Source organism: Pseudoalteromonas sp. UG3-2, assembly GCF_037120705.1.
Classification (GTDB): Bacteria; Pseudomonadota; Gammaproteobacteria; order Enterobacterales; family Alteromonadaceae; genus Pseudoalteromonas.
Genome location: NZ_JAWLJU010000001.1, coordinates 581,817 through 599,657 on the forward strand (window position 1 = coordinate 581,817; position 17,841 = coordinate 599,657).

Here is a 17,841-nt window from a genome sequence, read left to right on the forward strand (position 1 = left end):
CTTGTTACTAGCAAGCGCGATACTGAGCCTAACTTAACAAAGGAGGCCAGTTATGGAGCAGGTCATTAATATACAAGATATGAACTTTGCCTACGGCGAAAAAGAAATACTGCAACACCTTAACCTGAGTATGGTTAGTGGCAAGATCTACGCTGTCCTTGGGCCCAATGGCGCAGGAAAAACTACCCTCATTAATATTCTGCTCGGGCGACTTGCACCACAAAGCGGTCACGTTAGTATTCTTAATCGGCCACCAGGCAGTGATGATTGTCGCGCCCGAGTTGGTGCTATGATGCAAACCAGTAGCTTGCCTTTAAATATCAAAGTGAACGAGTTTTTACAGTTATTCTCGAGCTACTACCCCAAGCCATTTCCTATCACTGAACTGGTTACTCTGTGTCAGCTTGAGGGTGTCAGCGAACAAACCTTTGAAACCTTGTCAGGCGGACAGAAACAGCGTTTATTTATGGCATTGGCTCTGATAGGTAACCCCGACATTGTGATTCTGGATGAGCCCAGCGTTGGCATGGACGTGGAGTCAAGGCAACAGCTTTGGCAAGCGATTTTGGCACTAAAGCAACAAAATAAGACAGTACTATTGACCACCCACTATTTACACGAGGCAGAACACCTGGCCGATGAACTGTATGTTTTACAAGCTGGAAACTGCCAACCTTTAGCGGACATTCCAGAGTTCAATAACCATTATAAACGCTCTGAGATCCGCTTTTGCTGTGATGCCTCTGCTGCCGCTATTGTCTCGGCTTTACCGTTAGTGGAAATCAGCCATCAGCAAGGCAAATACACTATTATGACTGACAGTCCCAACCAGGTGTTATTGCAACTGCTATCACATTTTTCTGTGTCAGAGCTTGTGGTTTCCCCCCACTGCTTAGAGCAGAGTTACCTTTCTTACATGAACGCGAGGAGTGCTTAATAATGTTATCGTCAACGTCTATGATATTAGAGTGTAAAACGGACTTGCTGAGTACCTTTAGAAACAAAAGTTTTGTCATTCCAGCCACACTGTTCCCATGCCTGTTTTACCTCTTTTTTGGCATTGTGTTTAGCCCAGATAAAGCCCAAAGCTATATGTTTATCAATTATCTGATCTTTGGCATGATTGGACCGGCCTTGTTTTCGTTTGGGGTTAATGTCGCGCTGGAAAAACAAAATGGCTGGCTCACGCTTAAACAGTTAGCGCCAGTATCGCCCTACCAGTATTTAGTGGCAAAGTGTGCCAGTGCTATTTCGTTCTCGCTGATTGTCGCGCTATTAATGAGTGGGTTAGCACTCATGGCAGGGGTGAGTCTCGCCCTAACGCAATGGTTGATGGTTGTTGCAATTGCGCTTATTGGCACGCTACCGCTGTGTGTTTTAGGCTTGCTATTAGGAATGTCAGTATCAGTAAAAGCGGCCCCAGCCATTGTCAACCTAGTGTATTTACCGCTGTCTTTGTTATCGGGTTTATGGCTGCCAATCCACCTCTTTCCGGAAGTAATGCAGTGGTGCGCATGGCTATTACCGAGCTTTCACATTTCACAACTGGCACTAAAAGCGATTGATGCATCACTTGGCTATGTGTGGTGGCAGCATTTTCTGGTATTGCTATTGCAAACCATAGTGATGGTGGTCGTTGCTAAAGGTAAGTTTCAGTCGTAGTAATTAGTCAGCCCCCTTTCATTTAACCACTAGAACTTAATAAGCTTCCAGCCCAATATGTAACAATTGTGGGCTGGAAGTGGATGACAGAGGCTACTGCTGACGTGTAGCTAGCTTATGATCAATGCTCCATTGACCTGCACCGGATACCGCCAGTGCCAAAAAGCCACCCGCCATTGCGATATTTTTAAAGAACATCAAAAACTGCATTTGATCGGCTAAATCAAAATGAAACAACAAGGCACTGACGACACTAAATAAAGCAAATGCCAGTGCAGTCAGCTGGGTAAGGACACCGAATAGAATAAACACCCCACCTACTAATTCAAAAGCAATCACCAAAGGCAATAGCTCACCAGGTAAACCACTGGCAGCCATATAGGCTGCATTACCATCGTAATATTGGATTTTATTCACTGCCGCCAGAGTAAAGATGGCCGCCAATCCAACTCGTCCAAGTAGGGTCAAAAGTGCTGCAAACGGTGTGTTAGGCTTAATAATGTTGATCATGTTCATTTTTCTTTCCTCAATAACTGTTTGAAAAAACCACCTAGTGGCTAGTTGTTGAGAGAAAGTATATATCCGAAATAAACAAATAAAATTTATATATTTAAAACTACTTATTCTGTTTTTCAGAATTTAAGCGCTTGGTTTAATAATTAACTCAATATGAGCGCTTCATGGCACAAGTTGACATGGCAGCCGCTCATTACAACATACCCAGCTCAGCCCTTCCCCCTTTATTGTGGTTTGTCGTCAACGGCAGCAACAAGTAAGTCACGGCTCACCCAAAAACCACAAATACTGAGTACGACTAAGAATATGCCATACATAGAGCCAATATAAATCCAGTCAGTTTGATTGAAAAGCAAGCTTAACTTAGTGCCATCATTAAGGAAAAATACGTTCAGTAATGCGCTAAAAATGGTTATACGAAAGTAAATGGGCTTGTCCATATGACTGGCAAATGCAGCAATAATTAGGGCAAACAAGCAGACATAAAATCCAATCACCGACATGGCACCGGTGAGCATGCTGGGGTAAAACGCGACGAGCGAGAGGGTTACGGCGGCCCAGCCGGTGACGCTGTAAATCATTATCAATTCCCTTGAAAATGTAAATGGTGTTCAACATATAAGCAGACGGAAGTATGAGGTAATTTATCTCTTTTAGCAACTAAATCCGAGTCAAAACGCCGTGCCTTTTAACCTTCTGCTGGTTTAGCTCGACTCGGCCAACAGCTTTTCCACCCTGTGCTGCAAAATAGGTAGCTTGAGTTTCTCAAACCACGGATTCTTTTGTAACCAAAAGCGGTTTCTTGGGCTGGGATGGGGTAACGCTAAATAATGGTGATTTTGGTAGTCGCAGCTACTTACATTGGCCGTTAATGTACTAGCCGCGGTTAAATAATACTTTTGCGCGTACTGCCCTATTAGCAACGTCAGTTTGGATTGACGTAATGTGGCTAAAATAGAGCGATGCCAAGTTTGAGCACAAATTGATGGCGGCGGTAAATCACCGGATTTGCCTTTACCTGGGTAACAAAAAGCCATCGGAATAATAGCAAACAAGCTTGGGTCGTAAAATTGCTGCGAACTTACTGCTAACCACTCACGTAAGCGCTTGCCGCTAGCATCATTAAATGGTGTTGAGCTTTGGTGCGCCTTGATACCCGGCGCCTGCCCTATAATAACAATCCGCGCCCGCTCACTGCCTTGGATTATGGGGTTAGCTCCAAGTGGTAGTGAGTCATGACAAAGCTGACATGCGCGAACTTGTGAAAAGATATCCTGCAAACTAAAGCCTCAAAAATAACTCAGCGCTACGCTAACAAAATGCCTGCATAATTGCATTTCATTTTATTGTGAATGTTAGCACTCGAGGTTTAAAGGCTGTTCAGCAAATAAAAGCAAAACAGGCACAGTAAAACAACTGATAATCACTATCATTTAGCTGTTTATTCATGGATAATACTCGCTTATTTTTTGTTGATTTAAGAGGTCTATGCTGTGCCTGCGCTCGGTAACGCCAATCCGTTATTAAGTACTTATCAAGTACAAGTCGTTATTCGTTTTTTCATTGCAATAGTAGGCGGCTATTTTTTCACCGCCCTATGCGCCTCATTACTGGCATTATTATTACCAACCACGCACCTCGACGCGCTGCTATTCGCCTTATCAAGCAGCCTTATTTTTTATACCTTGGTGTTTATTGGGGTCTTTAGTTGCCGCTCATTTCGCCGCCTTTGTGTTGTTAGCACAATGACATTAACCCTGCTCTATGCCTTGCTGATATCACTTGGAGGGACGCTGTGAAAGACTCTTTTTTCCGCAGCATGAGCTGGTTACACACTTGGGTTGGGTTACTCGTCTGTTGGCTGTTATTGCTTATTTTTTTCGCCGGCACGACCAGCTTCTTTCGTCATGAGATCAGTTTTTGGGCACAACCAGCGGTTCATGACTTACCCGACTATAACCCAGCTTTACAACGCCAAATCGTCAGCGACAGCATTGCTAAGCTGCAACAGCAGGCCGCTGACGCCCGTTCATGGCGTATTGAAATGCCCACCGAACGTCGCCCTAGCCTGCTATTAATTACTTCGCAACAACCTGAAGCCGGAGAACGTCGTGGTAAACGCGAATTTAATTACTATAATCCTTTGACGCTTGAGCCATTACCTGACTATCGCGAAACCCGCGGCGGTAACTTCTTCTACCGCTTACATTTTGACCTGCATTATATGGATGCCATTAGTGCACGCTGGATAGTCTGTTTTGCTAGCTTATTTATGCTGATCGCTTTGGTCTCGGGCGTGGTGATCCACAAACGTATTTTTAAAGATTTATTTCAGTTTCGCAGCGGCAAAGGACTCAGGAGCTGGTTAGACGGCCATAATGTGTCTTCGGTTATTGCCCTGCCCTTTCATATTATGATCACCTACACCGGATTGGTGACGTTGATTTTTATGCTGTTGCCACAGCCACAAAAACAGCACTTTGGCGACCGTCAAGCCGTGCGCGCGGAGCAATTTCCTTTCTCAGCCAGTATTGAAAAAAGTGGCCAGCCTTTACAGCAGATAGCACTTGGTACCATTCTGGATCATTATTTTACTAACAATAATGACCTACCCATTCGCCGCATTAGTATCTCATCGCCTGCGGATGCCAATGCCACAATAAAAATCTATGCTAATGCCGTGCGCCAAGTGCAGGACGATCCACCTGGTTGGATGTATCAGGCTGCCAGTGGTGAGTTGCTGGCCACTCAGCATACCGAGTTGTCAGCAGCAGAAAAACTCTATGGTGGCATGATTGCACTGCACACTGGTCGCTTTGCTGAGCCTATGCTACGTTGGCTCTATTTCCTTTGTGGTTTGGCCGGCTGCGCCATGATTGCCACGGGCGCGGTGATGTGGGCAAAACGACTGCGACAAAAATCTAAAGCGACCGGTAAGGGTCCCTTTGGCTTGCGCTTAGTGGAAGCATTGAATCTCGCCACCATCATGGGGCTTCCAGCTGCCACTGCGGCTTTTTTTCACGCTAACCGTCTGCTGCCTATTGACCTTATAGGCCGAGCCGACAAAGAGGTTTTGGCCTTCTTTATAACTTGGGGCGCATTCACATTGGCTGCATTCGTCAGTGCCTCGCGGCGCTCTTGGTGGTTTGCTGCACTGAGCAATGCCCTATTATGGGGCACATTACCATTGGTGAATATGCTTGTAACATCAGACAACACCCTAATTTATCTCTACCAGCAACAGTGGCTTCTGTTTGCTGTTGATGCAATTGCCATTATCACAGCAATTGGTTTTCTAATTCAGGCCAATAAACTGAAGTTAACAGCAAGCTCCTCTGCAGCTAAAGGTAAGCGCATTAAACGCGAGGTAGTCGATTCATGATGTTGGTTGCTTTAATACTGTGTTTAATGGCCTTCGTCGGCTTTGCGCTCAGCAAACCAAACCACTATAAAGAGGTCATGGGCTGTCGGCCTTCAACACAACTTTGCCGCCAGCTCAATCTGCTGAGCTGGGTTCTGCTCAGTATCAGTTTTGTGCTAGCAATTAAAGAGAGTGGGGCATATGGTAGCCTTGAGATACTAGGTTATATGACTTTCTCGGTGTTGTTGTTGGTGTCGCTATTGGCGTTGCGGCCAACCTGGTTGAGATCATTATTTTACCTACTTCCTGCTGCGCTTATTGTCTCCTTACTGATATAGATCAGAGTTTAATCAAGGCGCCGTAACTGGCGCCTTTTTTGGATCATGATTTTACTAGCTTTGGATTGTTAAGCCATTGAAGTAAAATGTTTTTGTCTAAAAATCACACAGTGTTATGGCAATACAACAAGGATTTACTAACTTATTGCCCATTAAGTTAGTAAAAAGCTGATCTATTAGTTCGCACGCCTATCATTAGTTAGTAAAATGCTGATCTCTACTAGCAAACACATTAACTAGGTTAGTAAAAAACGGATCTGTGTAATGCCATTTCCGCTTTTGTTGGTATAAGTCTGATCCATATTATCAGCCCCGATAACACAACTAAGTAAAATACTGATCCATAAACATTGAGTTAGTAATTTGATGATCTCTAATGCTAGCAGAGGAAAACACGATGAGTGGCTAGAATTCTTTTATAAGCTAAAAACACAACGAATAAATGCAAAAAGAAGGGTGGTAATAAATGCAAGACTATCAATTTAACATAATAATCTAATCACTACATTTATCGTCTCTCTAGTGATCGCGGTTAACCGTTTCATCATGACAGCACAATTAAGTCATAAAACAAAAGATACCCAAGTAAACACGCTTATGTTTACTTGGGTTATAGCGCTAAGGCGTATTATTCTTGTTGCCACTCAAGCTGCATGTCCCACACATATCGATGCTCAGGCTCAAGGGGCTGCTGAGAGTCGTCTACTTGTTGCAGCACATTTTGTGCCTCAACTAGGGTAGCATCGCGACCAAACAAGTAACTTTGCTCAGCAACTATGGTTTTATAGGCTTTATTCAAAGCCAACGCTCGTTCTTTAGAAGGGGTAATTAACTCATACAAATTAGTGGCGGATTTGACCTTTTGTTTATTCACTGTTCCGTCTTGATTGAACCAACGCATTAGCATTTCTTGGTTTTGTCTAAACTCATCGCCACCGCCGACACGCATCATATAGGTTAAGAACTCACCTTGCGTTTCGCCCTTATTTGGCACGTCAGTCATGGCTTTTAAATCAATGTAGCCCCAACCAAGCTTACCTTCTACTTTTCTGGCAAAAGAAAATGTTTGATCATAGGTTGAGCCAATGGTCTTATGACAACCATTGCAAAAAGCGAGCTCCTGTTCATGCTGTGGTCGTAACTGCCCCTCTTTATCCTCTATATAGCCATTTAGAGTCCAACCAAAGTTATTATTAATTCCTTGGTCACCTAAATAAAGCGTTTGTGGATAATTTTCAAAGGCTTTTTCTTTTGCCTCGCGGTAATAGGCTGCGCCCAACGATTGCTTTGACTTGAAGTTGTGCTTTTTCATATAACGCACTTCTTTCATTCTTGGTGCATTAAAGATATTCCCTTGCTCATCTACTCCAATGTACCTTACGGTATGTAAAAACTCTGTATTCTCAGGGTACAGTTCGTGAGCCAGCTTGATGCTGTTGGCATCGCCGACATAGTATTGTCTGGCTTTAATTTTAGTGATGCGACTAAGCACACCATCGCCATTCAAGTCCGTACCAATTTGCGATTCTGAAATTTCTGGAGTAGTTATGGTGTCAAGCCCCTTTACAGCCATCTCCACCAAACTGAGGTTGGCAAGGTAGACGTCTTTGCTGAAGCTGCCAGAGGTTTCCCTAAAGGCATCGGCAAGGCGGATCATGACATCACCGGTGGAGCCATTGGTTGGCCAAAAGGTACTAGGAAAGGGCTTGTAATTAAACGCCACCCAACCACTGCCGTCTTTAGCAAAGCCTTGCTCATCGAACGCCTGCTCAGGATAAGCTAAATTTTCAATCGGGGTAATCTCGCCCTTCCAGCTTGGATCGGCTTTTAGCTTTTCAATCAGGGGAGCGTAGTTGTCTTGATTGACCCAGTTAGTAATATCTTGATCTGAGATATTGGCAATAAGCTCAGAGCGATCTTTGAATAGGTTTTTCCAATGGTTCTTAAAACCTAAATCAGAGAATTCATAGGCACCTTGTAAGTTGCCATCACGCATCATATTAGGTCGCTTTTTATCATCATAAGACTGGTGACAAGCGTAGCATGGGTTATTCACGCCATCGGTTTTGGTGTAGCACTGCGGCGGGATCACCGATTCAGGGTTATATACTTCATCATGCGCCATAAACGCCGTAGCAGGAATATCATCTCCCTCAGAGTAGGGCGCAGTGACAGGGGAGCTCAGCACCTTGGTGCCGTTTGCGGTAACAACTGGCGGCTCCTGGCACCCTGTCATGAAGACAGCTAAAGAGACAGCAATAAAGCTAACGTATTTCACTTTTATGACTCCAAAAAATAGTTAAAAAAAGGCAGTGCCTTAGGCACCGCCGGGCGTAATCTAAATCCGTTATCGATTACTGTGCTTTAGGGTCATAAAGCCAAAGCGTATTGTTTTCTTGGAAGCCATCTTCACCGATGATGATACGGCCGTCTTCCATTACGATGACGTTATCAGGCTGAGAAAGCTGGTTTACATCGCAGCGTTCTGCCCCTGTTAATGACGAACGGTAAGTGCCACCCATTACCACAGGTTCAATGCGCGTTAGGTTGTAACTGTTATCAATATGCGCACGGTATACACCACCACAGTCTTTCACTCGTGCAGATAGCTGAATATCACCCTTACCATTAGTCATGGTTTTATCGATATCCGCAATGCCGATATACATATAAGCTTTATCTACGACTTCGCCAGCCACCACATCTTGACCAGTCACCGCTTCTAACACGCGATTATGATTGATGCTGATCCCTTCAAGCTTACGCCATTCGGCCGTAGCACCCATTTGACGAGCGGCTTGACGAGACTCTAGGAAGATTGCACGATTGTCCATCGGCTGACCCGCTGTCACCAAACCACCGCCATTTTCTACGCTAGGATAGTTAGCAGCGCCCTCGGCCCATGCTTTAACATCCGCCACTGATAAGTAGCTGGTTTGGCCATCAACGTAGTCTGAGGTATCAATGTTGTCGTATTGTGCAACCCAAGTTTCTATTTCAGCATTGCTTCCGGAGCCCAGTTCTACCCATGAAACATCAAACCCGGTTACCGCTGGATCGGATAGTCCTGCGTCTTGAGTAAGTTTGGCTGCATACAAAGTACCAGAACTTAGGTCTTCAGGCTGATCAGCAACAAACTTAAATAGCACGCCACCGGTATCATCTTGTGATGAGTAAACAGTGCGACGGTCAGGCATAACTACTGAGTTTTCATGCTCATAACGACCAATAGTGAAATGCTTAACGACATCCGGAGTATCTGATGTTGGGTTTTGAATTTCAGCAATATAGCCATAGCGATATGGATTAGGGAAGTCAGGGGCAGTTAGCGCTTCCATGGTATCGTTACCAGTTTCGCTAGGGTCGTTCCAGGCTGGGTCTTGAGTTGAATCAACCGATGACCAAACGATCCACTCTTCTGAAGTCAGTGGCGTGCCCCAAGGAGATACTGAGCCAAAACAGTTTGCTGCCGTACCTTTAACGCCATCGAAGTCCACCATCATGGCTTCTTCGATAGACCATTGACCACTGGTCGCTTTGCTCATTTTTAAGCGACTTACGCCACCAGGGTAGGCCTCCCAGTTAGTAAACAAGTAGCCCGTATCGGCATCAACAGGAATGAAACCATTAAAATCAGGGTTGTCATTTTTAATGATTTCTTCACCGGTAGAAATGCTGTAATGAACGCCTAAACCGCCCGCTAAACCTTTGTCGCCAAGCTCATCAAAGGTATCGCCAGTTTGGCCAAGAATTTGATATTGGCCAATCGCCGACACCACGGTTTGCTGTTCCATGGTTGATGCCGGCACTGGAGCGCTGGCAATGGCCGCTGGTAGGTTATTAAAGTTAACCCCAGTTAGAACACCTACAGTACCGGTATTAAATGGCTTGCTGTTAAAGCTGTCGGTTTCCGTATTGCTGTCATTAGGGTGCTGAACGTTAAAAAATAAATCCCCACCTTCTGATAAGAACAAGCCAGTTACTTCTGCACCTGCAGGTACCGTGGCTATGCGCACTAGGCCAGGTACGCTGTAACTGCCATCACGACCATCTACGCCATCTTGACCATCTTGACCGTCTTGGCCGTCAGTGCCATCTTGACCATCCGCACCGTTTTGGCCGTTACTACCATTACTGCCGTCAACGCCATCTTGGCCAGCACTGCCTTGTTCACCTTGAGGACCAGCAGGACCAACAGGCCCTTGCTCGCCATCATCGCCATCACACGCTGTGAGAGACATTGCAACCGCCGCTGCAATCAGAGAATATGCTACACGCTTCATGTTTTACTCCAGTTCCGATGTATTGTTTTTGTAAGCGTGCAATAGTGTGCAGTGTCCCTGTTACAGTTAACCGACTAATTTATTAACCCTTTCCTACAGGATTAAGACACTGGTGTGAATACCCAATACAGGTAAATTTGTACAGGGGGTTTACAGTCAATATAAATAGCCTTGCAGTGGTTATTGTGAAATGGGTTTATGCTCCATAAATATCAGCTCATCGCTAGCAAAACCTTTTTCTGTGGCTGTTGCGATAAAATTATCCATTACTGCTTCATCAACTGTGGGGGTTCTAGACAGTAACCACAGGTAATCACGGTTGTAACTGGTAACATAGGCATATTGATAATCGCTGTCTAATTCAAACACCACATAGCTGCCATAGAATGGCCCAAAAAAGGAGACCTTTAAATGTGCGGTATTCTCATCTTCAACAAATTTAGCTTTGCCAATGGCCTCTTTCCAGGTTTGTTCTGCAGTAACATACCCTTTATTGATTACTTTAATGCTACCATCATCATTTAAGCTATATGCCGCTGTGACGTTTTGCATTCCTCGCTCAAAGGAATGGTCTAAGCGCGCAATTTCATACCAAGTACCGGCATAGCGCTCTACATCAAACTGTTTTACCGGCTTAATATTTTCTGGTAACCCCGTGCATGCAGTTAACAGCAGCATAAAGAAAAACAGGGATAGGTGTTGATATTTCATTATTTATTTCCTTCTTCAAACGCCAATAATACGAGAAAAATTTCCATAAAGTTTAGCTTAAATATCATTTTCGCCATATTGGGAAAGGATTTATTAAGTGCTTCTAACCAGCGATTGTTTTACTATTTAGTATAAACTCTCTCTAGAGGTCGCAATGCAAAAGGAACAGAACAAAAAAATACTAACTCGAGGGCTGGGTGCTGAAAGTGGCTTACTTGCTTTCTACATTGAACATGCGCCCCCTTTACCTCCTTACCAGGATTGTCAGCAAGTGCTGCCTCTGGCACTTGGAGAAGTGGCTCATATTGGTGCTCAGTGTGGCAATGGCTGGCGTAAAATTTTTAATGTTTTTGCCAAAACCTTGGCCGCTGGCGCTTTTTTAGATCATCAAATTACTAACTATGAGCGCTGGCAAGACTACCGCGACAACCAATTACTGCAATCCAACTCACAAGAAGCGCTGCTGTTCAGTCCACCAGACTTAGCTGCAAACCGCTATCAATGGCACATTATCGCAGGTCGCACCTATGCAAAAAAGCTACTCAGAGATCACGTTTTTACTAACAACTTGGTTTGGTTAGACAGCGAATTCGCGGTTGACTATGAGCGCCGCCTAATCGTTTCACCGTTTCTTGACTATCGGCAATTAAGTAACATTAAAATCAATAAGTTAGTTAATATAATTAAACAGGCTTCCGGATCGAACAATGATTAAAAGAAAAAATAATTAACGACTGAGATCAGCTTTATACCTAGTAATATACTGATCTCTACTTGTTAGTTGCAGACTGTAAAGATTAAGAGATCAGGATTTTACTAGCTAACCTGTAAGATTTTTCTTTTATTTCAATAGGATCATATTTTTACTAAGTTAGTATTCAAGCCATGCCGTAAGGGTGAGCAGGGTACTTAGTATTTTTGCGTATTGTAGCCGGCAAAACCGAGCGCTTTAAAGTAAGGCCTCGCCGGCTTAAACCCAGCATTATCAAGCAGTTCAGCCAAGCGCATTTTATCGAGTGGGTAAAATTCCCGTTCAAAGTTCACCCTCATGCGCTGCTCGCCGGCGTCCGTTAAGCCTAGCTGTTTGCATACCAAAAGCTGTGCTTCACGCTCAAATGGAGTGACAGGGCGCTCAAGGTCGGCTAAGAACAAATAGCCGCCATTTTTTACTTGCTGCCCCATTAACCGAAATAGCGTTTCTTTATCACCGTTATCGCTAACAAAGTGCATAACGAGCAGGCACAACACCACATCGACCTGATACTCATCGGCTTGCAGCGGACCATGATGAAGCGTGACACGCGAATCTAGTTCAAGCTTATTAAAGTGCTGCTCTGCAATTGCAAGCATATCAGCCGATGTATCTTGGGCAATAAACGTCCAACTGGGGTTTATTTTGGCCAGTTCAATAATCTCTTTTCCTGTACCGGCACCAACCACCAAAATTTTGGCTTGTTGTGGATACAGCGCCATAAGTTGCGCGGCGGTTAATTGATGCAGTAATTCATAACCTGGCACCAACTTTGTAATGCGCTTATCGTAATGTAGTGCTTCCTCACCGTTAAAAGTAGGCATATTCTGCTCCTTAAATTACTGAATGCGTAGTACTCGGCACATTGTTAAGACTCAGGAATGAAGGTTAACGCCGAATACCCGCCGGGCCGCTTATTCACGTGTATGCGGGTAGCAATACGTTCACTCATTTGCGCCACATGGGAAATCACCCCCACTTTACGCCCTTGAGACTGTAAGGCATCCAAGGCATCAATAGCAACCGCCAGAGTCTCTGGATCTAAGGTACCAAACCCCTCATCAATAAACAGCGAGTGGATCTGCACCTTATTGGCCGACAATGCCGCCAAGCCTAACGCTAGTGCCAAAGAGACTAAGAAAGATTCGCCACCAGATAAGGTATTGACGCTACGCTGTTCATCAGCCATATCCTTGTCAATAATAGCAATGTCCAAAGATTGCTCAATGGTAGTCAGCACATAGCGCTTCGACAAGCTGCGCAACTGCTGATTTGCGTATTGCAGTAAAATCCGTAGGGTTTGCGTTTGCGCCCAGTTACGCAACTTTTTACCTGTGGCATCGCCAAGCAGCTTGTCTAATAAATACCAGTGTTCGTAATCTTGCCGCTGTTGCTCAAGTTGGCTGGCTTGGGCGGCAAACTTTTCGCGGTTTTGGCTGTCGAGTTCTAGATGTGTTTGCACCTGCAATAATTGTTGCTGAGTTTGCTGCAACTGCTGCTGCAATTCATTCAGTTGCTGTTGCAACTGCTGCTGCAATTCATTCAGTTGCTGTTGCAACTGCTCCTCATCAACTCCCTCAGGGTAGTGGGTGAGAAGCTGTTCGATTTCTTGCTGTTGGTGCTGCTGCTGTAATTTGGCTTCATGTTGCTGCTGGGTTAATTGGTTATATTGGCGGATCACTTCCTCTGCTGGTGCCAAAGGCTCTCCCAGCAAAGCGTGTAACTGCGCTACATCTTCAATGCCATGATCTTGCGCCAGCCATTGCGCTATACGCTCATTGAGGGTGTGTAATCGTTGTTTTAGATCCTGTTGCTGCGCCTGCAGTTCCGTGATGCTGTGCCTCGCTTTCTCAAGCTCTGTAACAGCCTGATTATAGGCAATCACAGCGTCATGAAGCCTCTGCTGTGCCTGCTCAAGGCCATGTTGATACTCTGCAATCCATTGCTCTCGAGTTTTGTCCGCTGGCAAATAGGCTTGCCGTTCAGACGCCAGCTCCTGCAGCGCTTGTTGGTGCTGATCTCGCTGTGACTCAAATTGCCTAAGCTGCTGTTGTTGGTAACTGCGCTTTTCTTGCTCAGCATCTTGTTGCTGTAGAGTGTTTTTTATTTTTTCTTGCAGCGTCTCAACGTGTTGGCATAACTGTAACCAGCTGCTCACCTGACTTTCTAATTCCTCCAGTGCCTCAGTGTCGCTGTCACTAAAGCGCTGCCACCAAGCTGGTTGCGGTAGCAATTGCTGCAGTCGCTGTTGCAGCTCATGGACGCTGTGTTGATATTTCGCCACCTCACCTTCAAGTTGCGCCTGTTGTTGCGTAAACGCGGTTTGTTCTTGCTGCGACGCCGTGAGTTGTTGCTGTATGGCATCAAGCTGCTGCTGAGCTTGCTGGCATCGTTGCCATTGTTCATCCTGCTGAGTTCTTAATTGATTGAACTGAGCGCGCGCTTGTTGCGCCTCTTCGAGTCGCTGCTGTGCCAGCTCGCTGGTTACATTGTGATAGTCGCTAGGGAGCGCATTCAATTGCTGTTGCTGTGTCTCAATGGCTCGCTGAGATTGCGCCAATTCATGTAGTGTGGACTGTAATAGGGCGTTTTCACGCTCTTTTTGTCCAACTAATTCATTGTAACGTTGCAGCACTTGTTCTCGCGCTTGCTCCGCTGCATGAGTCTGTCCACGGAAATCCTCTAACAACTGTTGCCAATGCTTATCAATGTGTTCGACGGCATAAGGGTGATCTTTAGCGCCACACACCATACACTCTTGTCCTGGCTGTAACTGGGCTCTTAAGTGGCTAATACTGTCGCTGGCACGAAGCTGTACCTGCGCTAAGTTGTCCTGCGATAAGGCAACCCGCTGCTTAGTCAGTTCATCTTGTTGTTTGGTGTCTTTAAGCTGCTCTTCAAGACGTTGCAGCGCTATTTGATGTTGGGTTTGCTGGATCTGCAACTGCGCAAGGTGCTCTTGCTGTTGTTCGAGTTGCTGACGGCTCTGTAGTGCTTGAGTCCAGTTGCTGACTTGCTGATTAACATCAAGGTCTTTAAAGCCAGCTAGTTTTTGTTGCAATGCGCTCAGTTGTGATTGTTCATTTTGCTGCTGTGATTGCGCTTGTTCAAACTGCTGACCTTGCTGTTGCAACCGCTCAGCTAATTGTTGCTGTTGATTTGGTAAGCTACGTAATTGTTGTTGGCGCTTAGCCAATTGCTGTTGCTGAGTGATTAAATCTTGAAATTGTGGCTTTAGCGCCGACCACTGCTGGGCAATACCAGCAAGCCACTGCTGTTGTTCTTGCTTCTTTTCTAGGGCTTGCAACTCAGCCGTTACGTCTGATACTTGCTGTACCAGGGCTTTGATACGCTTATCATATTGCTGCACCAGCGACTGTGCTTCTTCATAATGGCGATTTACTTGTTGCTGTTGCACTTGATGCTTGGCGTGCTCTTCATCAATTTTTTTCACTGCAGCAAAACTATCCGAGAGGCTATCAAACTCTGTCTGCAATTGCTGTAAAGTGTATTGCTGTTGTTGTTTATTTTTCTCACACGCGGCAATCTTAGCCTCAAAGTCTTGTTCACGTAGATGTTTTAGACGTTGTTCCAGTTCATGCGACTTTGCTTGAGCCTGTGTTTGTTGCTCAACATTATCGCGCATTGAGTTAGCTTTGCTGATTTGCTGTGCTTTTTCTTGCTGCGGTGCTAACTGAGCAAGTTGCTGCGCTAGCGTCTGCAACTTCGACTCGACTTGATTAAGCTGCTGTTTTCGTTTTGCTAGAGCATCGAGCCACTGTCGCTGCGCGTTAGCAGTATTAAACTGTTGCTGATGGGAATCTCGTTGCTGAATGAGTTGCTGTTGTTGTTCATGCAATGTGTGCTGTTGTTCTTCAGTGAGCAGTTCAATCTCACCGAGCTTGTCCTCTTGGCGCTGCAGTAGCTGCTTTTTTTCTTTGTGCGCTTCGAACACCGCTTGACCTATTTTACTGAACTTCTCTGTGCCAGTAAGACACTCAAGCAACTGGGCGCGCTCATCACCACTGGCTTTTAAAAAAGCGGCAAATTCATGCTGAGCAAGTAACACAGCTCGGGTAAACTGCTCAAAGTTCAAACCAACCAACTGTTCAATTTTTTGCTCGGTTTCACGTTTACCCTCACACACCAAGGTCTCTTGCGGCCAGGTATACAACTCCAGTTTCGCTGTTTTCAGTTTTCCAGCGCTCTTTTTTCTCGCCCGCTCAACCGACCAACAAGCCAGATAGCGTTTACCGTCTTGGGCTAAAAACTGAACCTTAGCCGAGCCGGATACGCAACCACGACGTAATAGGTTTCTAGGGTCATTGAGTTTTATATCATCGCCATTGAAGGCCACCGTCTTTTTATCATCTGATTTCAATCTGGCTGTTTTGCCATACAACGCCAAACAAATAGCATCCAATAAGGTACTTTTACCGGCGCCAGTGTCACCGGTAATCGCGTATAAGCCAGTATCACTCAGCGGCGCAGCAGTGAAATCAACGTCCGCGTCAACAATTGAAGCCAAGTTTTCTATGGCTATTTTTTCCAGTTTCACCGGTTAGTCCTCCATGGCTGTGATAACGGCGGCAAGTTTGTCATGTAACGCTTTAGGTGCCGTCTGTTGCTCGGGGTCAATATTACGGTAAGCAATATCCAGTAGCGTATTCACGCTTAACGACTCCACCTTACCAAGATCTTCAAATTGCGATTCTTTATCCTCATCCGCTTTACTTACCCGTTCGATACCGCAAAACAGTAGCGGCTTATCTTTTAAAGCGGCATCAATCTCTGCCCGAAAACGACTGCTAGATTCAGTAGCACTGAGGCGCAAACGCACATAAGGTTTTTCTTCATATTGCCCAAAGTCAGTATTGCTTATTTGTTCGCATAGCTCATCAAGCGTGGCAGCACCTTGCTCTGGGATATAAAGAAGGTGTTGAAATCTTGGAATGTAAAGGGGCTTTACATCCAGCAAGTCGCTATCAGAAAACTCTAACAGTAAAACCTGGTGCTGATAGTTACGTTCAGAAAAGGACATTGGCAGCGGGGTGCCGCTATAACGAATTGCATTTTGCTTTGCAACAGTTTGTGCCTTATGCAAATGACCAAGCGCGACATAATCAAATTGCTCGCCAAACACGTTTGCAGAAACAGCATCAAAGCCACCGATATTGATATTGCGCTCAGAATCTTCAGAGATACTGCCACCTTTAGCGTGTAAGTGTCCCATTAAAATAATCGGGCCTGATGGCTTGGCAATAGTTTCGATGGCTTGTTGGTAGGCCTGTGCAACCCCTTGTTGGTAGCTATTATCGCCACTTTGACGGGGTAAATCGCCACCACGCAGGAAGGGCATAGCAACCACATGAGCGGTTGTCGTTGCGGTTGCTAAGGTTAGTACCACCTGCTCTGGTGCGTTTTTGTCAAAGTGACCCACGACATGGGTATTAAAGGATTGCAACAGCGGCTTGGCGGTTTCAATGCCACTAGCAGAGTCATGATTGCCAGCTATCAACACAATATGGAGCTGAGGTAATTGTTTTGAGATGTGCTGAATGAAGGTGTAGAGTTGTTTTTCGGCGCTGGCAGGGGGAGTGGCGGTGTGGAAAATATCCCCGCTAATAAGCAGAATATCAACTTGATGCTGCAGCAGCGTATCGCTTAGCCAATCTAAAAATTGCTGATGCTCAGCTGCTCGTTCATGTTCATAAAACGATTGCCCTAGGTGCCAATCAGATGTGTGTAAAACCTTCATTTAGCGTTCCTTTTCCAATAGAAACGCTAATATAACATCGTCTGGCGATGTTCGTCTTGTGCTTATTCAATGGTGTTAGCTCAATGGCTCAGTTGCCACCATGCCAACATAATCACTGGCAGTGCCAATAAAAAGAACATCGCTGGTACTTTAATGACACGCTTTTGCTTTTCTTGCACTCGCTTGATCGCGGATTTTTCATTGCAAGCGGCTACCTTATCAACGTAAAAATAACCTTCGTCTAAGTAACCTTTACAATTTTGTTCGTCTGCTGGAATTGCAACAAACTTCTCTTGTTTTTTTAGTATGTAGAAATCCATACTGCCCACCACATTTCTTCGCTAAACGGGTATTTAGTACAGAGCAAAACTAACGCCAGTTTTACCCAGAGCTTGTGAAGTGCGCGATTTTAAAGACAAACTTGGGTCAATATCAACCACTAATTCTGTTTTTTTTATTTA

The 17,841-nt window shown here is 45.1% G+C and carries 15 protein-coding genes; 5 read left to right on the forward strand and 10 right to left on the reverse strand.

What is annotated here, in order from left to right:
• The first annotated feature begins 52 nt into the window (after positions 1 to 52).
• Both R3P39_RS02335 and R3P39_RS02340 read left to right on the forward strand, forming a co-directional pair.
• Positions 53 to 937: an ABC transporter ATP-binding protein gene (locus tag R3P39_RS02335; RefSeq protein WP_336565405.1), complete on the forward strand. Its 885-nt coding sequence runs from the start codon at positions 53 to 55 to the stop codon at positions 935 to 937.
• A gap of 2 nt (positions 938 to 939) precedes the next feature.
• A complete protein-coding gene (locus R3P39_RS02340; RefSeq protein WP_336565406.1) occupies positions 940 to 1,662 on the forward strand; it encodes an ABC transporter permease in 723 nt (240 codons plus the stop codon).
• Between the two features lie 93 nt (positions 1,663 to 1,755).
• Here the strand turns inward: R3P39_RS02340 and R3P39_RS02345 are convergent, their stop codons facing one another.
• From R3P39_RS02345 to R3P39_RS02355, 3 genes are all read right to left on the reverse strand, one after another.
• Positions 1,756 to 2,178, reverse strand: a complete 423-nt coding sequence (locus tag R3P39_RS02345; protein ID WP_336565407.1) for a DoxX family protein — start codon at positions 2,176 to 2,178, stop codon at positions 1,756 to 1,758.
• A 224-nt stretch (positions 2,179 to 2,402) separates the two neighbouring features.
• Positions 2,403 to 2,759, reverse strand: coding sequence for a hypothetical protein (locus tag R3P39_RS02350; RefSeq protein WP_336565408.1), 357 nt, complete (start codon positions 2,757 to 2,759; stop codon positions 2,403 to 2,405).
• A gap of 123 nt (positions 2,760 to 2,882) precedes the next feature.
• Positions 2,883 to 3,458 (reverse strand): uracil-DNA glycosylase family protein, encoded by a 576-nt coding sequence (locus tag R3P39_RS02355; protein WP_336565409.1) that lies wholly within the window; start codon positions 3,456 to 3,458, stop codon positions 2,883 to 2,885.
• A 515-nt stretch (positions 3,459 to 3,973) separates the two neighbouring features.
• Here R3P39_RS02355 and R3P39_RS02360 point away from each other — a divergent pair.
• Positions 3,974 to 5,560, forward strand: a complete 1,587-nt coding sequence (locus tag R3P39_RS02360; RefSeq protein ID WP_336565410.1) for a PepSY-associated TM helix domain-containing protein — start codon at positions 3,974 to 3,976, stop codon at positions 5,558 to 5,560.
• Positions 5,560 to 5,877, forward strand: a complete 318-nt coding sequence (locus R3P39_RS02365) for a DUF3325 domain-containing protein (protein WP_336565611.1) — start codon at positions 5,560 to 5,562, stop codon at positions 5,875 to 5,877. Before R3P39_RS02360 ends, R3P39_RS02365 begins: the two co-directional genes overlap by 1 nt.
• A gap of 628 nt (positions 5,878 to 6,505) precedes the next feature.
• On the opposite strand, the gene R3P39_RS02370 is transcribed toward R3P39_RS02365, so the two are convergent.
• From R3P39_RS02370 to R3P39_RS02380, 3 genes are all read right to left on the reverse strand, one after another.
• The gene (locus R3P39_RS02370) at positions 6,506 to 8,113 is read right to left on the reverse strand and encodes a hypothetical protein (protein ID WP_442962074.1); all 1,608 of its coding nucleotides are present in this window, start codon (positions 8,111 to 8,113) and stop codon (positions 6,506 to 6,508) included.
• Between the two features lie 118 nt (positions 8,114 to 8,231).
• Positions 8,232 to 10,160, reverse strand: a complete 1,929-nt coding sequence (locus R3P39_RS02375) for an alkaline phosphatase PhoX (protein WP_336565412.1) — start codon at positions 10,158 to 10,160, stop codon at positions 8,232 to 8,234.
• 180 nt (positions 10,161 to 10,340) lie between these two features.
• On the reverse strand, positions 10,341 to 10,871 hold the full coding sequence (locus R3P39_RS02380; RefSeq protein ID WP_336565413.1) for a lipocalin family protein: 531 nt from the start codon (positions 10,869 to 10,871) through the stop codon (positions 10,341 to 10,343).
• A gap of 154 nt (positions 10,872 to 11,025) precedes the next feature.
• On the opposite strand from R3P39_RS02380, the gene R3P39_RS02385 reads away from it, so the two are divergent.
• Entirely contained in the window at positions 11,026 to 11,586 is a 561-nt protein-coding gene (locus R3P39_RS02385) for a DUF6942 family protein (protein ID WP_336565414.1), read from the forward strand.
• Positions 11,587 to 11,780: 194 nt separating this feature from the next.
• On the opposite strand, the gene R3P39_RS02390 is transcribed toward R3P39_RS02385, so the two are convergent.
• From R3P39_RS02390 to R3P39_RS02405, 4 genes are all read right to left on the reverse strand, one after another.
• The gene (locus R3P39_RS02390) at positions 11,781 to 12,446 is read right to left on the reverse strand and encodes a class I SAM-dependent methyltransferase (protein WP_336565415.1); all 666 of its coding nucleotides are present in this window, start codon (positions 12,444 to 12,446) and stop codon (positions 11,781 to 11,783) included.
• Between the two features lie 44 nt (positions 12,447 to 12,490).
• Positions 12,491 to 16,180 carry an AAA family ATPase gene (locus tag R3P39_RS02395; RefSeq protein WP_336565416.1) on the reverse strand — a complete coding sequence of 1,230 codons (3,690 nt, stop codon included), beginning with the start codon at positions 16,178 to 16,180 and terminating at the stop codon, positions 12,491 to 12,493.
• A gap of 3 nt (positions 16,181 to 16,183) precedes the next feature.
• A complete protein-coding gene (locus R3P39_RS02400; protein WP_336565417.1) occupies positions 16,184 to 17,380 on the reverse strand; it encodes an exonuclease SbcCD subunit D C-terminal domain-containing protein in 1,197 nt (398 codons plus the stop codon).
• 80 nt (positions 17,381 to 17,460) lie between these two features.
• Positions 17,461 to 17,700 (reverse strand): hypothetical protein, encoded by a 240-nt coding sequence (locus tag R3P39_RS02405; protein WP_336565418.1) that lies wholly within the window; start codon positions 17,698 to 17,700, stop codon positions 17,461 to 17,463.
• Positions 17,701 to 17,841 lie beyond the last annotated feature (141 nt).

What these genes read in the sequence shown, in the direction of transcription:
- R3P39_RS02335 (WP_336565405.1), top strand. Translation starts at nt 53, where the DNA reads ATGGAGCAGGTCATTAATATACAAGATATGAACTTTGCCTACGGCGAA.
- R3P39_RS02340 (WP_336565406.1), top strand. Translation starts at nt 940, where the DNA reads ATGTTATCGTCAACGTCTATGATATTAGAGTGTAAAACGGACTTGCTG.
- R3P39_RS02345 (WP_336565407.1), bottom strand. Translation starts at nt 2,178, where the DNA reads ATGAACATGATCAACATTATTAAGCCTAACACACCGTTTGCAGCACTT.
- R3P39_RS02350 (WP_336565408.1), bottom strand. Translation starts at nt 2,759, where the DNA reads ATGATTTACAGCGTCACCGGCTGGGCCGCCGTAACCCTCTCGCTCGTC.
- R3P39_RS02365 (WP_336565611.1), top strand. Translation starts at nt 5,560, where the DNA reads ATGTTGGTTGCTTTAATACTGTGTTTAATGGCCTTCGTCGGCTTTGCG.
- R3P39_RS02370 (WP_442962074.1), bottom strand. Translation starts at nt 8,113, where the DNA reads ATGACAGGGTGCCAGGAGCCGCCAGTTGTTACCGCAAACGGCACCAAG.
- R3P39_RS02375 (WP_336565412.1), bottom strand. Translation starts at nt 10,160, where the DNA reads ATGAAGCGTGTAGCATATTCTCTGATTGCAGCGGCGGTTGCAATGTCT.
- R3P39_RS02380 (WP_336565413.1), bottom strand. Translation starts at nt 10,871, where the DNA reads ATGAAATATCAACACCTATCCCTGTTTTTCTTTATGCTGCTGTTAACT.
- R3P39_RS02385 (WP_336565414.1), top strand. Translation starts at nt 11,026, where the DNA reads ATGCAAAAGGAACAGAACAAAAAAATACTAACTCGAGGGCTGGGTGCT.
- R3P39_RS02390 (WP_336565415.1), bottom strand. Translation starts at nt 12,446, where the DNA reads ATGCCTACTTTTAACGGTGAGGAAGCACTACATTACGATAAGCGCATT.
- R3P39_RS02400 (WP_336565417.1), bottom strand. Translation starts at nt 17,380, where the DNA reads ATGAAGGTTTTACACACATCTGATTGGCACCTAGGGCAATCGTTTTAT.
- R3P39_RS02405 (WP_336565418.1), bottom strand. Translation starts at nt 17,700, where the DNA reads ATGGATTTCTACATACTAAAAAAACAAGAGAAGTTTGTTGCAATTCCA.